Genomic DNA, 14,684 nt, shown 5'->3' with positions numbered 1-14,684 from the left:
CCGCACCCGACGGCCCGACCAGGCCACCGGCACGATGATCGTGACACGGGGTGTCAACCGCACGGTCAGGGCCGATCGGCCGGTCCCCCCGGTCTGACCGGCCAAGATCAGTCCAGGTTCGCCTCGACGAGCGCGTCCAGCGTCGCCGCACGGACCTGCGGCGTGTCCCCGGTCACGGAGACGAACAGGGTACGCCCGTCGGGCAGCCACGCGGACAGGTAGGCCGTCGAGGTCGCCATGTCGTCCGTGGCCAACACCTGCGCCGCAGTCGCCACGGTCACCTCGTGGGGTACCCCGGGCAGTCCCAGTACCGCCTCGACGTCGAAGACCGCGACCACCCGGATCACCGGCCCGGCCCCCTCGTACGCGACCCGGACGCCGGGCGGCACCGCCTGTGGGCGGGCCATCCGCAGCACCGCCTCGGCCGGGTCGGCCGGTCGCAGGTAGGCCGGCACGCCGCGCAACGCGGGCACGGTGGGCCCGGCGGGTGCCGCGACCTGTGTCGTGGTTGCCGGTCGACCCGCCGTCACCACGGTGAAGACGCCCAGGCCGACCACCGTGCACAACCCCAGTGCCACGGCGACGGCCTGGACGCGTCGACGACGCCGCAGGCGGTCCCGCACCACCGGCAGCGGATCCGGGCCGGAGGGATAACCCTCGTCGTCCCAGAATTCGCGCAGCGCCTCCCGGACGGCGGTCATCCCGCCACCTTCCGGTCGGCTCGCGCGCGGACCGCCGACAGTGCCGGACCGATCGCGTCGAGCGCGTACCGACGCAACGACCGGACGGTCGCCGGGCGTCGCCCGACCGCCTCGGCGATCGCCGCGTCATCGAGATCATCGAGGTACGACAGCACGAGGACCGCCCGGTGCACGGGCGGCAGCCCGGCCAGCAGTCGACGCAGCAGGTCACCGTCCTCGACGCCGTCGCCGGACCAGCCGTCCTCGACACGATCGGACGCACGCCCGATGACGCGGCCGAGACCGCCCTCGGTGCTGCTGCCGGACCCACCGTCGGTGACCAGCGGTGACGCCGCCGACGTGCGCCGGAACCGGCGGACCAGCGTCCGGAGCCGGCCGGTGTGCAAGCGGATCATCGCGGTCTTGGCGTACGCGAACGGGTCGCCGTCGGCGAGCACGCGGTGCCACACCCCGGCCACCCGGACGTAGGTCTCCTGGAGAAGATCCTCCGCCTGGTCCGGGTCGGCGGCAACGGCACGGGCGTACCGGCGCAGCGCCGGAGCGGACCGGCGAACGAACGTCTCGAACTCGGCGGCTTCCATCCCACCTCCCTCGCCACTAAATACGCTGCGGGGAGGTCGTTACGTTGCGGCCCGTCGACCACAACCGCAGACCGTTCGGTCACCGAGGTCCGACGCGGCGGCTCACCCGACGAACCGGATCAGCACCATCACACGGCCGGACAGCCGACCGACCGGTCGAGCCGCCGGTCCGGTGGAAGCCGCCGAGCCCAGTCCGACGCCGCCGGACCGGGCGGGCCGCCGAGCCCGGTCGACACCCCGCCGGGCCAGTCGACGCCGCCGAATCGGGCGAAGCCGCCGGATGGGCGAAGCCGCCGGGGCCGGTCGACACTGCGACGGGACCGGTCGACACCGCCAGGTCGGCCGACGGTGGTTCGGTGGGCTCAGGCGGGGAGCGTGATCCGGCCGTCGATCGCGGACGACGCGATGTCACCACGGTGGTGCGACCCAGCCAACGTGATGCCGCGTACCAGTTCGTAGGCGGCCTCGCGCGCGGCGGCCAGGTCGGGGCCGGTGGCCGTACCGCAGAGGACCCGGCCGCCCGCAGAGAGCAGGGCACCGTCGGCGGCCCGGCGGGTGGTGCCGGCGTGGATGACGCCCGGACGGTCCGCGCCGGTGATCACGTCACCGGTACGCGGCGGGGCCGGGTAGCCCTCGGCGGCCACCACCACGGTGACCGCCGCGCCGTCGTGCCAGCGCAGCGGCGGGTGCTCGGCCAGCGTGCCGGTGGCGGCGGCGTGCAGCAGACCGGCCAGTGGCGTCTCCAGCAGGGCGAGCACCACCTGGGTCTCCGGGTCACCGAAGCGGGCGTTGAACTCGATCACCCGGGGTCCGTCGGCGGTGATCGCCAGCCCGACGTAGAGCAGGCCGCCGAACGGCTTGCCCCGACGCCGCATCTCGGCCAGCGTGGGGTGGACGACATCCCGCATCACGTCGTCGACCAGGTCGGACGGCGCCCAGGGCAGCGGCGCGTACGCACCCATGCCGCCGGTGTTCGGGCCGGTGTCGCCGTCACCGACCCGCTTGAAGTCCTGCGCCGGCAGCAGCGGTACGGCGGCCTCGCCGTCGGTCACCACGAACAGCGAGACCTCCGGCCCGGCCAGGTACTCCTCGACGACCACCCGACCGCACTCGGCGGCATGCCGCAGCGCGGCGTCGCGGTCCTCGGTCACCACCACGCCCTTGCCGGCGGCGAGCCCGTCGTTCTTCACCACGTACGGCGGCCCGAACTCGTCCAGCGCGGCGGCCGTACCCGCCTCGTCGGTGCAGGTGTGGGCGCGGGCGGTGGGCACCCCGGCGGCCGTCATCACGTCCTTGGCGAACGTCTTGGAGCCTTCGAGCTGCGCTGCCTCGGCCGACGGGCCGAAAACCGCGATGCCCTTGGCCCGCAGCGCGTCGGCGACTCCGGCGACCAGCGGCGCCTCCGGCCCGATCACGACCAGGTCGGCGGCCACCTCGACCGCCAGCCCCGCCACGGATTCGGGATCCGTCGCCACGACCTCCCGCAGCTCGGCCACGTCGGCGATCCCGGGATTCCCGGGTGCCGCGATCACCTGCTCGACGGTCGGATCCTCGGCGAGCCGCAGCGCAAGCGCGTGCTCCCGTCCACCACTACCCAGCAACAGAACACGCACGCCCGGCATCCTACCCACCACCCCCGCCGCCCCAGTTGATCAAGAAGTTTGCGTCTCAATTTCGGCGTGTCGACGATCAAACTTCTTGATCAACAGGGCGGGGGTGGGGTGGGAATCAGGGGGTGCGGAGGGCTTGTTTGACGGTTTGCGGGATGTAGTCGGGGTGGAGGGTGTCGGACCAGGTGAAGCGGAGGATGCGCCAGCCGGCGTTGACGAGGCGGTTCTGTCGCATCCGGTCCGCATAGATCGCCTGCGGTCCGTCGTGTGGGCCCCGGCCGTCCGCCTCGGCGATCAGGCGGGCCCGACGCCAGCCCAGGTCACCGACCCCCAGCAGCCAGCCGCCCTCGTCGCGAACCTCGATCTGGAGCACGTCCGGCGGGACACCTCCGTCGACGCACCGCAGCCGGGAACGTGTCTCCAGCGGCGACTGGGCCCGACCATCAGCCTCGGCGAGCCGACGCCGGGCGGCGACCGCACCACGCCGTCCGGCGATCAGAGCCGGGATCGACGCCAGGTCCGCCTCGGTGAGCAGCCGCCGGTTGAGCGCCGAGTCCAGGACGCAGACGGCGGGGTACCGGTCCGCGCGCAGGATGACGTCGGCGACCGTACGCACCGCAGTGGTGACCCGGACGCCGGCCAGCACCTCGACATCCTTCGAACCCAGGGTCAACTGGTGTACGACGAGTTCCGGATCGGTACGCCGCTGCGGGCGCGGGCACTGCACCGGCACCGAGACGTGGATCTCGGACGTGGCACGCAACCCGGCGATCCCGTGCACTTCGGCGGCGGTCCCCAGTACGGCCACCGCCCCCGGGCCCAGACTGTCGACCGCCGCCCGGATCCGGGCCCGTCGTAACGCCAGCGGGTCGGATTCGGGGGACGGCGCGAAGCGCCCTCGGGCCAGCCTGACCCAACGCCCCGACCGGACCAGATGGCGGATCCGCCCCCGAGTGAACCCCGCCGACAGCGCCTGATCCACCGTCACCACACCGCTGCGCGCCCCGAATCCCGTCTCCCCCATCCCTCCACCCCACCGCTCCCACCCCCCACTCCTCCACCCCTGTGGATAACCCGCCGCCCCCTGTGGACAACCTCCGCCGCCAGCGGGGTTGATCAAGGGATTTGGGCCATCCGGGCCCCTTTCCGCGACCAAAACTTCTTGATCAACGCGGAGGGGGTGGGGGGGTGGGGGGTGGGGGGTGGGGGGGTTAGGGGAGGAGGGGGTGGCGGGTTACGTTTTCCTCGCGGCCGGGGCCTACGCCTACGACGCTGACGCGGGTGTTGCAGAGCTGCTCGATGCGGGCGATGTAACGCCGGGCGTTCTCGGGGAGGTCGTCCTCGGTCCGTGCCTTGGTGATGTCCTCCCACCAGCCGTCGTGCTCTTCGTAGATCGGCGTGGCGTGGTGGAAGTCGGTCTGGGTCATCGGCATGTCGTCGACGCGCTTGCCGTTGATCTCGTAGCCGACGCAGATCGGCACGGTGGCCAGGCCGGTGAGCACGTCGAGCTTCGTGACGACCAGGTCGGTGACGCCGTTGAGGCGGCAGGCGTACCGGGCCACCACCGCGTCGAACCAGCCGCAACGACGCTCCCGGCCGGTGGTGGTGCCGTACTCGTGGCCGACCTTGCGCAGGTGCGCGCCGTTCTCGTCGAACAGCTCGGTCGGGAACGGACCCGAACCGACCCGGGTGGTGTACGCCTTGCTCACCGCGATCACCTTCGTGATCGCGGTCGGCGGGATGCCCGCCCCCACGCACGCGCCGCCGGCCGTCGGGTTCGACGAGGTGACGAAGGGGTAGGTGCCGTGGTCCATGTCGAGCATGGTGGCCTGGGCGCCTTCGAGGAGTACGGTGTCGCCCCGGTCCAGCGCGTCCCAGAGCATCGCGCGGGTCTCCGCGATGTACGGGCGCAGCCGCTCCGCGTACTCCAGGTACTCCTCGATGGTGGCGTCGACGTCCATCGCCTTGCGGTTGTAGACCTTGAACAGCACCTGGTTCTTCTCGCGCAGCGCGAGTTCCAGCTTCTTGCGGAAGATGCCCGGGTCGAGCAGGTCCTGCACCCGGATGCCCATCCGGGCGACCTTGTCGCCGTACGCGGGGCCGATGCCCCGGCCGGTGGTGCCGATACGGGAACTGCCCAGGTAGCGCTCGACCACCCGGTCCAGCGCCCGGTGGTGCGGCATGATCAGGTGCGCGTCGCCGGAGATGCGCAGCCGGGAGACGTCCACGCCGCGCTCGGCGAGTCCGTCGATCTCGGTCAGCAGCACCTTCGGGTCGACCACCACGCCGTTGCCGATGACGATCACGGCGTTCGGGGAGAGTGCGCCCGAGGGCATGAGGTGCAGCGCGTACTTCTGGCCGTCAGGGGTGATCACGGTGTGCCCGGCGTTGTTGCCGCCGGAGTAGCGCACGACGTAGTCGACCCGCTCACCCAGTTGGTCGGTAACCTTGCCCTTGCCCTCGTCACCCCACTGAGCGCCGATGAGCACGATCGCTGGCATCTCTTCGCCTCCAGAAGGCTCGGGTGCCAGATGGCGACCGGTCAGCGAGCCCGGGGTGTCAGGTTAACAAGTAGTGACGGCACGACCGGCAGGGGTCGCGCCGAGAGGCAGGAGGGGCCTACCCGTGTACGACGTGGTGCTGCTCACCCTCGGCTCGGAGCGGGACGCTCCCGGAGCCGGGTGCGGCAGTGGCGGAGCCTGTTGCGGCGGAGCGTCCGAGGCAGCCCCGGACCTCCCGGAACGCTGCGAGACTCCGCGCGTACCGGTGCTGGCCTGCGCGGACGCGCTGACCGCCCGAGGCGCGCGGGTCGAGACGGTGACCGCCCGGTCGGACGCGGAGATCGACGAGGTGCTGGCCCGACTGGACGCGCCGCCTCGTCCGGACGGGCTCACCTGGCCCGACCCGGACTCCAAGGTGCGTCTCGTGGTGGCAGTCGCCGGTGACGCACAGTTGCGGGCCGTGATCCGCCGGTTGGTCCGGCGGTACGCCCCACCGCCGAGTCGCCGTCCGGCCGACCTGGCCGACGGCCGGACCGTGCCGGACCTGCCGCCGGTCGGCGTACTCCCGCTGGACCCGGCCCGCAGCACGACGCACCGGGACCTCGCCGCGCAGCTCGGGCTGCCGCGTGATCCGGCGGCGGTGGCCGCTGCGGTGCTCGACGGCACGCCTCGCCGACTGGATCTGCTGCGCAACGACGGCGGTTCGGTCACCCTGGACGGCGCGCTGCTCGGTGCCGCCGCCGAGGACGGACGCCCGTTGCACTGGCGTGGTCGGGTGGAGGTGGACGACGCGGTGCTCTCGCACGGCGACGACCCGCTGCTGGCCTGCGCGATCGGCAACGCCGCCGGGTACGCCCGGCTCGACGACGTCGACCTGCTCGCCGCTCCCGACCCGACGGACGGGCTGATCGAGGTGGCGGTGGCGGTCCCGGTGGTGACCCGGTCGCGGCTGGGCCGCCGACGGGTACGCCTGGAGGTGCGCCGGGCCCGCGGCCGGGCGGTCTCCGTGCTGCCCCGGGACGAGGGCGCGCTGCCGTATCTGGACGACGGCGTGGAGGGGCAGTTGACCCGTAAGCGGTCCTGGTGGACCGAGTCGGGCGCCTGGGCGGTCTGGACGGCCTGACCCCGCCCCGCGTGAACGGCCGGGTTCGGCCGGTGGGCCTATCCTCGGCAGAGGGAATGGGGGAGGAACCGTGGTGGACGAGAACGCCGACCGGGCGCACGTGCCCGGCCAGCAAGGGGCGCCGGAACGGGACATCGAACCACTCTGGCCGCCGGACCAGGTCGAGGGCTTCGGCACGCCCGCATGGGCGACCCCGCCGACGCCGCCCGCCGCGCCACCCGCGTCGCCCCCGGACAGGCCGGGCTACCCGGTGCCGCCGACCGCCGGTCAGCCGGCTCACCTACCGCCCACCGGCCAACCGGCCGGGCCGCCCTCGCCCGCCGACTACCCGTCGCTGACCGCCGGTGTCGGCGGCGAGGTGGGGACGACGCCGGGTCCCGGATGGGCGCCCACGTCGCCGCCCGTCGGCGGACAGCCGAGTGCGCCGCCGCCCGTGGCCAGCGGGCAGGCGAGTGTGCCACCACCGGTGGTCGGCGGACGGGCGAGTGTGTCGCCGCCCACCGGCTGGGCACCCGCGCCGACGCCGCCCGAACACGGCCGGGTCGACCTGGATCTACCGTTCACTCTCGACCGGCCGACCGCGATCGCGCCTCCGCACGACGACCGGCCCGGCAACACCGGTGCGACGGCCGTCCCCGGCCCGCGTCCCGCCACCGCCTCCGACCCGACCGTCGGCTCCGACCCGGCCGCCGACGCGGGTCGGCCGGACCTGGACGGCGAGCCCGAGACGGCACCGGCGGAGACCTCCGCCGGCGGTGGCGACCACCCCGACGGCGACGGCCCGACGATGGTCCGGCCGCCGACGGAGTCGCCCTGGGCGCAACCGCCGCAGCGTCCGACCGCCGCAGCGTCGGAGAGCAGCGACCCGTCCGGGACCGACCGCGCAACCCGTCCCGGTTGGGCCACCGGCGCGCAGCCTTTCCCACCGGTGGCGTCGGCAGCCGGAACCGGTCGGCCGATGCCGCCGCAGGCCGGGACGTATCCCGTACCCGCACCGCAGCACGGCACCCCGGTGCCGCCGCCGCATCGCGACGCGTTCCCGCCGCCGCACGTGGGTCCGCTTCCCGAGCACCAGGGCACGGTCGTGCCACAGCACGGCGTGCCGATGCCGCCGCCCCAGCCCAGCCCGTTCCCACCCCAGCCCGGCGCGGTGCCACCCCAGCCCGGCCCGTTCCCGCCGCAACCAGGAGCGGTGCCGCCGCAGCCGGGAGCGGTGCCGCCGGAGGGCTCGGCGTACCCGCCTGCGCACCAGGCGGACTCGCCGCCCGGGCCGTTCCCGCCGCAGCCGGCCTGGAACCCGGCATCCTGGCCGCAGAGTGCACCACCGCCGGTGGCACCCCCGGCACCGCAACTGCCCTACCCGGCCGCGAACCCGACGCCCGCCGGCTACCCCGAACCGGCCTGGAACCCGGCCGAGCCGGGCGTCCCGCCCACCGCCGAGGACTTCGCCCGGCGGCGGCACGTCCGCCCGGCCGATCCGGTCGCCACCATGGGCGTACGGGCGGTGGTCAACCGGACCGGTCTGGTGAAGCTGCCGCCGGGCCGGCAGGAACTGGAACTCAAGCGGGACATCGAGACGGTCCGCCGCAACTTCGGCGGGCTCCGGCAGGTGACCGTGGTCAACCCGAAGGGCGGCGCGGGCAAGACCGTCGCCATCCTGCTGCTCGCCATGACGTTCGGTCAGAAGCGCGGCGGGTACGTGCTGGCCTGGGACAACAACGAGACCCAGGGCACCCTCGGCATGCGCGCCCAGCAGGACTTCCACTCGCGTACGGTGCGGGATCTGCTGCGGGACCTGGGGCAGTTCCACGGTGCCCACGGTCGGGTCGGTGACCTGTCGCAGTACGTCCGCTCACAGGGTGAGGGGATGTTCGACGTCCTCGCCTCCGACGAGTCGGCCACCGGCGGCGAGATGCTCACCGCCTCGGCCTTCGGCGAGATCCGTGAGGTGGTCAGCCGATTCTACAAGCTGATCTTCGTGGACACCGGCAACAACGTGCGGGCGCAGAACTGGCAGGCCGCGATGGACGCGACCGATCAACTGGTGGTCACCATGTCGGCCCGTAACGACTCGGCCGAGACCGCCGCCCGGATGCTCGACCACCTGGAGCAGAGCGGCCGGCAACGGCTGGTCCGGCAGGCGGTCACGGTGGTCTCCATGCCGCCGTCCCGCAAGGAGATCGACCTGCCCGCGATCCAGGAGCACTTCGCCGCGCGTACCCGGGGGGTGCTGCTGGCGCCGTACGAGCGGCTCATCGACACCGGCGAGCCGATCCGGTACGCCCAGCTCTCGTCGGCGACCCGGGACGCCTGGCTCAAGATCGCCGCCTCGGTCGCCGAGGGACTCTAGGCCCCGACCGCGCGGTCTCGGCAGTGCGCGCCACGTCGAACCGCCGGCCTCCGGAGCACCTGCTCCGAGCCGGCGGCTCGGCGGACGGTCGGTTGCTGACCGGCGCGTCGGCGGACGGTCAGTTGCTGGCCAGCGCGTCGGCGGCGGCCGGGTCGCAGTCGCGGAGGAACTGGGCACAGCGGGCGGCCTCGTCCGCCTCACCGATCGCGTCGGCGGCGCGGGAGAGCACGTAGAGGCAGCGCAGGAAGCCCCGGTTCGGCTCGTGCGACCACGGCACCGGCCCGTGCCCCTTCCAGCCGCTGCGGCGCAACTGGTCCAGCCCCCGGTGGTAGCCGGTGCGGGCGTAGGCGTACGCGGCGACGACCTGACCCTCGGCGAAGGCCCGGGCGGCCAACGCGGCCCAGGCGGCGCTGTGCGTCGGGAACCGGGCGGCCACCGTGGCCAACGCCTCGTCGCCGCCGTCCTGCGCGGCCGTGGCCAGCGTGGCGTCGGCCTCGTCGTGTGCGGGCAGGAGCGTGGCCGGGGGCTCCGGCAAGAGGTTCTGCATCGTCCCATTCAACCCGCTTCCGGCCAGTGCCCGCGAGGGGGTCCGGCGAGCCGGCTGACTGAACGGCCGAGAGGTCCGTCACGCCTGCGGCCCATGCCGCCGACCGGTCCCTTCCACTACAACTAAAAGACCGGAGCCTCCCCAGGAACCGGAGTTGCGGGAGCTCGGCCAGGCCGCCGGGCTCCCGCCCCCCACTCCCCCGGGCCGGGGGCAGCTCGGGCACGGTTGCGGCAACCGGGCAGGATGGCCGGGTGCCGACCCCACCCCCTGCGGACGTCATCGAGCCGCACACCTGGTTGAACGAGATCCAGACCCGGGCCGAACTCGACCGGCGGCTCGCCGACGGGACGCTGGTCGGGCTGACGGTCCAGGGGCTCCGGCTGGACCTGGAACCGATACCCGACCTCAGCGGCACCGAGGTCGCCGGAACCCTCTTCGTCGGCTGCCGCTTCGCCTCCCGGCAGGTCGGCGCCGACCTGGTCCGGCGGGGCGCGAACGTGGTGCCGCCCTTCTCCGGCCTGCCCTACCCGACCCAGCCACCGCACCTCTACACCCCCGAGGAACTGGCCGCCGGCTTCGCCGAGGGCGGCTTCGAGGCGATGTACGACAGCCGCGTGTACGCGCACTTCCGCGACCACGGCGGGGCACAGCCCGACGTACGCGAGGCGCTCGGTCAGCGACTGCACGACCACGGTGTGGACAACGCGCTGGCCGACGCCACCCGGGCCTGGTTGACCACGCACGGACCGCAGTCGGTCGTCGGCGTGATGGGCGGGCACGCGGTACGCCGGGGCAGCGCGCCGTACCGGACGGCCGCGGTGCTGGGCTGGGAGTTGGCGCGGGCGCACCGCCTGGTGGTGACCGGTGGCGGCCCGGGTGTGATGGAGGCCGCCAACCTGGGCGCGTACCTGTCGACCCGACCGGCCGAGGACCTGACCGCCGCCATCGACCTGCTCGCCACCGCACCCGACTTCACCGACCACGACCGTTACACGGCGGCGGCGCTGCGGGTCCGGGAACTGTACGGCCGCTCGGTCACGCCACCGGAGGACGACGCCGAGCCGGCCGTCGCGTACCGGGCCGACTCGGCCGCGCTGACCACCGGCGACCTGGACTGGGCCAACTGCGGCGGGCTCGCCGTGCCGACCTGGCTCTACGGTCACGAACCGGCGAACCTGTTCGCCGGCCGGATCGCCAAGTACTTCTCCAACGCCATCCGGGAGGACACCATCCTGCGGCTGGCCCGGGGCGGGATCGTCTTCGCGCCCGGCCGTGCGGGCACCGTGCAGGAGGTGTTCCAGGCGGCCACGAAGACCTACTACGGCACGGACGGGGCCAGCGGGGCGTACGTGTTCCTGGACCGCGCCTACTGGACCACGGAACTGCCGGTGGAGTCGCTGCTCAAGCCGTTGCTGGCGACCTCGCCCTTCGGTGACCTGTCCGGCACCGTGCACCTCACCGACGACGTGCACGAGGCGGTACGTCTGCTCCTGCGGTCGTCGTCGTAGGGGTTTTTTGAAGGAGGGGACCCCTACTATGCACGAGGCGTTAGTAAGGTGCCCTTCCTTACAACAGCGACGGCGGCCGGCTCCGGGGAGGAACCGGCCGCCGTCGGCGGCGACGTCAGGACGTCACTTGGTCATCGTGGTGCCGGTCGAGCGCAGGTGCTCGCAGGCCTCCGCGACCCGGGCGGCCATGCCGGCCTCGGCGGCCTTGCCCCACACCCGGGGGTCGTACAGCTTCTTGTTGCCGACCTCACCGTCGACCTTGAGCACGCCGTCGTAGTTGCGGAACATGTGGTCCGCCACCGGACGGGAGAAGGTGTACTGGGTGTCGGTGTCGATGTTCATCTTCACCACGCCGTAGTCCAGCGCCTCGCGGATCTCGGACAGCAGCGAGCCGGAACCGCCGTGGAAGACCAGGCTGAGCGGCTTGTCCTTGCCGTACTTGGCGCCGACTGCGTCCTGGATCTGCTTGAGCACCTCGGGCCGCAGCTTGACGTTGCCCGGCTTGTAGACGCCGTGCACGTTGCCGAAGGTCAGGGCGGCCATGTAGCGGCCTTTCTCCCCCAGGCCGAGCGCCTCGACCATGGCGAGACCGTCCTCGACGGTGGTGTAGAGCTTGTCGTTGATGGCGTTCTCGACGCCGTCCTCTTCACCGCCGACGACGCCGACCTCGATCTCCAGGACGATCTTGCCCTTGGCGGCCTCGGCGAGAAGCTGCTCGGCGATCTCCAGGTTCTCCGCGACCGGCACGGCCGAGCCGTCCCACATGTGCGACTGGAACAGCGGCTCCTGGCCGTTCTTGACCCGCTCCTGCGAGATGGCCATGAGCGGCCGGACGAACTTGTCCAGTTTGTCCTTCGGGCAGTGGTCGGTGTGCAGCGCGATGTTGACCGGGTACTTCTTGGCCACCTCGTGCGCGTACGCGGCGAACGCCACCGCGCCGGTGACCATGTCCTTCACGGACGGGCCGGAGAGGTACTCGGCGCCACCGGTGGAGACCTGGATGATGCCGTCGCTCTCCGCGTCGGCGAAGCCCTTGAGCGCCGCGTTGAGCGTCTGCGACGACGTCACGTTGATCGCCGGGTACGCGTACCGGCCGGCCTTGGCGCGGTCCAGCATCTCGGCGTAAGCCTCGGGGGAAGCGATGGGCATGTCGAACGCTCCTTACTTGCCGCTGACGGCCGTGCGGCCGCCGCTCTTCTTGCGCCGGCCGATCGGCCGCCTGTCGACGGTCGGCCGGGCAGCCGCGCGAAACTCCGTTGGCGGTCGGCCGGATGGCCGCCTGATCTCCATTGGTGCGCCGGACCGCGCTGTCCTACGCGGGAAGTATCCCGTAGCTGGACCGGCCCGGCACAACCGGCCCGGCGCCGGGCGGCTCACCGCCGGTCCGCGCGGTCCGGCACCACGACACTGATCAGCCAGGTGACCACCGCCATCACGATGGCTCCCCAGAAGGCGGGCCAGAAGCCGTCCACGTGGAACGGGAGGCGGAGGCTGCCGGCGATCCAGTCGGTCAGCAGGAACAACAGCGCGTTGACCACCAACGCGAACAGGCCCAGGGTCAACAGGTAGAAGACGCAGCCCACCACCTTGATCAACGGCTTGAGCACCGCGTTGACCACGCCGAAGATCAACGCCACGATCAGCAGGGTGAACACGGTGTCGTAGCCGGTCCGCCCGGTCACCTCGACCCCGGGCACGATCAACGTGGTGATCCACAGTGCGACGGCGGTCGTCACCAGCCGGATGAGGAAGCCCACGGGACCATCCTGGCATCGGGGCGACCCGCCGGTGGGGCGATTCGCCCGACTGGGCGGTACCTCCCGACGTACCCTTCGCCCCGCCGGACGGCGCGCGGGTTCCCAGCGCGACACCGGCCCAGCCCGTACCGTGGAGCGGGTACCGTCCACCGACATCCCGGAGGCACCGAATGGGCCAGCCCGGCGAGGACTTCGCCCCCGGCGACCACCTCAGCGCTGACGAACGCGACCTGGAGGCCGAGCCGGCCGACGCGGTCGAGCAGGCCACGGTGGTCGACCCCGCGGAGGTGGAGGACGAACCGCACCGGGGCCTGGAGGTCGACGACTGGGACGCCATGGAGCAGGCCCGGGTAGTAGCCCCCGACGAAGACGACTACCGCTGACCCCGCCCGTCGCCGCCGGTGGTCGGCTGCTCGGCCCGCGTTGGTCGACGGTGCTCCGCTGGGGCGTCGGCACGAGTTGGTCTTCGCGATCCTGGCGTGTGAATCCGAGCCGGTGGACCCCCGCCTCTGACGCCGCGAGGGTCTCCGTCGCGCCCCGGTAGCCTGGTCGGCCGTGGCGGGCGCCACTCGGGCGACCCGGGCGAGCGAGGCGGGAGACGGATTCTTAATGGCATTGGGCGAACGGGTAGGCCATGTCCTGCGCGGTGGGGCCATCGGCGTGGCGGAGGCCGTGCCGGGGGTCAGTGGTGGCACCATCGCGCTGGTCACCGGGGTGTACGAACGGCTGATCGTCTCGGCCGGCCACGTGGTGAACGCGGTCCGGTACGCGGCGTCGGACGTACCGCGTGGACGTGGCTGGACGCGGACGGGGCACCAACTGCGGCAGGCCCACTGGGACGTGGTGATCCCGCTGATGATCGGGATGGTGCCCGGCCTGCTGCTCGCCGCGAAGCTGCTGGAGCCGTTACTGACCGGCTACCCCGAACACACCCGGGGTCTCTTCCTCGGTCTGGTGCTCGCCTCGGTGATGGTGCCGGTCTCGATGGTCGGCAAGCCGTGGCGGCGGCGCGAGGTGGTCGGCCTGGTGATCGCCGCGGCGGCCGCGTTCGCGCTCACCGGCCTGCCGCAGGCCACCCTCGAACCGCGTCCGATGATCCTGCTGGTCGCGGCGGCGGTGGCGGTCTGCGCGCTGGTGATGCCCGGCGTCTCCGGATCGTTCCTGCTGCTGACCGTCGGTCTGTACGAACCGACCATCGCCGCCCTCAACGACCGGGACTGGGGCTACCTGGCGATCTTCGCCTCGGGCATGGTCATCGGCCTGTCACTCTTCGTCAAGCTGCTCCAGTGGCTGCTGGACAAGCATCGCCGGATGACTCTGGCGGTGATGTCCGGCGCGCTGATCGGCAGCCTGCGCTCGCTGTGGCCATGGCAGTCCGAGGACCGGACCCTGCAGGCGCCCGGTGACGGCATCCTGCCCATCACCGCACTGTTCCTGCTGGGCTTCGCCGTGGTCCTGGCCATGGTGATCGCCGAGCGGCGTCGGGTGAACCGCGCCGCCCGCGCGCTCACCGAGGCGTACGAGCCGACGCAGGTGCGCTGACGTCCACCGCTTGGTGGCTGCCCGGCTGGGCGGCCACCAAGCGGTTTCGGTTCAGCGAGCCTTCTTGGTGGCCCGCTTCCGCGGCGGAGTCAGCAGGTCGGCGATCGTCGCGATCGCGCTCGGGACCAGCCGGTAGTAGGCCCACACACCGCGCTTCTCCCGCTCCAGCAAGCCGGCCTCGGTGAGGATACGCAGGTGGTGGCTGACGGTCGGCTGGGAGAGACCGAGCGGTGCGGTCAGGTCGCACACGCACGCCTCACCCTCGGGCGCCGACTGGATCAGGCTGAGCAGCCGCAGCCGGGCGGGGTCGGCAAGGGCCTTGAGAACCCCTGCCAGCCGCTCGGCGTCGGCGCGTTCGATCGGCTCGCCGGCAAGCGGCGAGATCTGAGGCATAGTCATTTCGGCCAACGCAGTTCCCACGTATTCCATCCTTCCACCAGCAGCATCGATCCGGCTGCATATCC

Annotated in this window: 14 protein-coding genes; 5 read left to right on the top strand and 9 right to left on the bottom strand. The window is 72.5% G+C overall.

From position 1 onward, the window contains the following. Positions 1–107: 107 nt before the first annotated feature. The 5 genes from ACIBMZ_RS22065 to ACIBMZ_RS22045 all read right to left on the bottom strand — a co-directional run bounded on the left by ACIBMZ_RS22065 (position 108) and on the right by ACIBMZ_RS22045 (position 5,393). Positions 108–701, bottom strand: coding sequence for a hypothetical protein (locus ACIBMZ_RS22065; RefSeq protein WP_396696610.1), 594 nt, complete (start codon positions 699–701; stop codon positions 108–110). Continuing rightward, positions 698–1,282 carry an RNA polymerase sigma factor gene (locus ACIBMZ_RS22060; protein ID WP_396696608.1) on the bottom strand — a complete coding sequence of 195 codons (585 nt, stop codon included), beginning with the start codon at positions 1,280–1,282 and terminating at the stop codon, positions 698–700. The genes ACIBMZ_RS22065 and ACIBMZ_RS22060 overlap by 4 nt, the downstream gene beginning before the upstream one ends. 362 nt (positions 1,283–1,644) lie before the next feature. Further along, positions 1,645–2,895: a phosphoribosylamine--glycine ligase gene (gene purD, locus ACIBMZ_RS22055; protein WP_396696606.1), complete on the bottom strand. Its 1,251-nt coding sequence runs from the start codon at positions 2,893–2,895 to the stop codon at positions 1,645–1,647. Between the two features lie 115 nt (positions 2,896–3,010). Then, positions 3,011–3,916, bottom strand: a complete 906-nt coding sequence (locus ACIBMZ_RS22050; protein ID WP_396696604.1) for a type IV toxin-antitoxin system AbiEi family antitoxin domain-containing protein — start codon at positions 3,914–3,916, stop codon at positions 3,011–3,013. Positions 3,917–4,103: 187 nt separating this feature from the next. Continuing rightward, positions 4,104–5,393 (bottom strand): adenylosuccinate synthase, encoded by a 1,290-nt coding sequence (locus ACIBMZ_RS22045; protein WP_396696602.1) that lies wholly within the window; start codon positions 5,391–5,393, stop codon positions 4,104–4,106. A gap of 124 nt (positions 5,394–5,517) precedes the next feature. Between ACIBMZ_RS22045 and ACIBMZ_RS22040 the strand changes: the two genes are divergently transcribed. Together ACIBMZ_RS22040 and ACIBMZ_RS22035 are read left to right on the top strand one after the other, a co-directional pair. After that, entirely contained in the window at positions 5,518–6,516 is a 999-nt protein-coding gene (locus tag ACIBMZ_RS22040) for a hypothetical protein (RefSeq protein ID WP_396696600.1), read from the top strand. 70 nt (positions 6,517–6,586) lie between these two features. Next, positions 6,587–8,866 (top strand): chromosome partitioning protein, encoded by a 2,280-nt coding sequence (locus ACIBMZ_RS22035; RefSeq protein ID WP_396696598.1) that lies wholly within the window; start codon positions 6,587–6,589, stop codon positions 8,864–8,866. 118 nt (positions 8,867–8,984) lie between these two features. Here ACIBMZ_RS22035 and ACIBMZ_RS22030 read toward each other — a convergent pair whose 3' ends face one another. Next, entirely contained in the window at positions 8,985–9,413 is a 429-nt protein-coding gene (locus ACIBMZ_RS22030; protein WP_396696596.1) for a DUF3151 domain-containing protein, read from the bottom strand. 251 nt (positions 9,414–9,664) lie between these two features. On the opposite strand from ACIBMZ_RS22030, the gene ACIBMZ_RS22025 reads away from it, so the two are divergent. Beyond that, positions 9,665–10,921, top strand: a complete 1,257-nt coding sequence (locus tag ACIBMZ_RS22025) for an LOG family protein (RefSeq protein WP_396696594.1) — start codon at positions 9,665–9,667, stop codon at positions 10,919–10,921. A gap of 123 nt (positions 10,922–11,044) precedes the next feature. Here ACIBMZ_RS22025 and fbaA read toward each other — a convergent pair whose 3' ends face one another. Both fbaA and ACIBMZ_RS22015 read right to left on the bottom strand, forming a co-directional pair. After that, positions 11,045–12,070 carry a class II fructose-bisphosphate aldolase gene (fbaA, locus tag ACIBMZ_RS22020; protein WP_396696592.1) on the bottom strand — a complete coding sequence of 342 codons (1,026 nt, stop codon included), beginning with the start codon at positions 12,068–12,070 and terminating at the stop codon, positions 11,045–11,047. 224 nt (positions 12,071–12,294) lie between these two features. After that, positions 12,295–12,678 carry a phage holin family protein gene (locus ACIBMZ_RS22015; RefSeq protein WP_396696590.1) on the bottom strand — a complete coding sequence of 128 codons (384 nt, stop codon included), beginning with the start codon at positions 12,676–12,678 and terminating at the stop codon, positions 12,295–12,297. Between the two features lie 170 nt (positions 12,679–12,848). On the opposite strand from ACIBMZ_RS22015, the gene ACIBMZ_RS22010 reads away from it, so the two are divergent. Then, complete coding sequence (locus tag ACIBMZ_RS22010) at positions 12,849–13,061, top strand: hypothetical protein (RefSeq protein WP_396696588.1); 213 nt, start codon at positions 12,849–12,851, stop codon at positions 13,059–13,061. Between the two features lie 226 nt (positions 13,062–13,287). Next, on the top strand, positions 13,288–14,220 hold the full coding sequence (locus ACIBMZ_RS22005; protein ID WP_396696586.1) for a DUF368 domain-containing protein: 933 nt from the start codon (positions 13,288–13,290) through the stop codon (positions 14,218–14,220). A gap of 51 nt (positions 14,221–14,271) precedes the next feature. Here ACIBMZ_RS22005 and ACIBMZ_RS22000 read toward each other — a convergent pair whose 3' ends face one another. After that, entirely contained in the window at positions 14,272–14,649 is a 378-nt protein-coding gene (locus ACIBMZ_RS22000; RefSeq protein ID WP_007454255.1) for a helix-turn-helix transcriptional regulator, read from the bottom strand. Between the last annotated feature and the right edge of the window lie 35 nt (positions 14,650–14,684).

It is taken from the genome of Micromonospora sp. NPDC049900, from assembly GCF_044461025.1.
Taxonomy (GTDB): Bacteria; Actinomycetota; Actinomycetes; order Mycobacteriales; family Micromonosporaceae; genus Micromonospora.
This window is presented reverse-complemented; position numbering and strand designations above follow the sequence as displayed.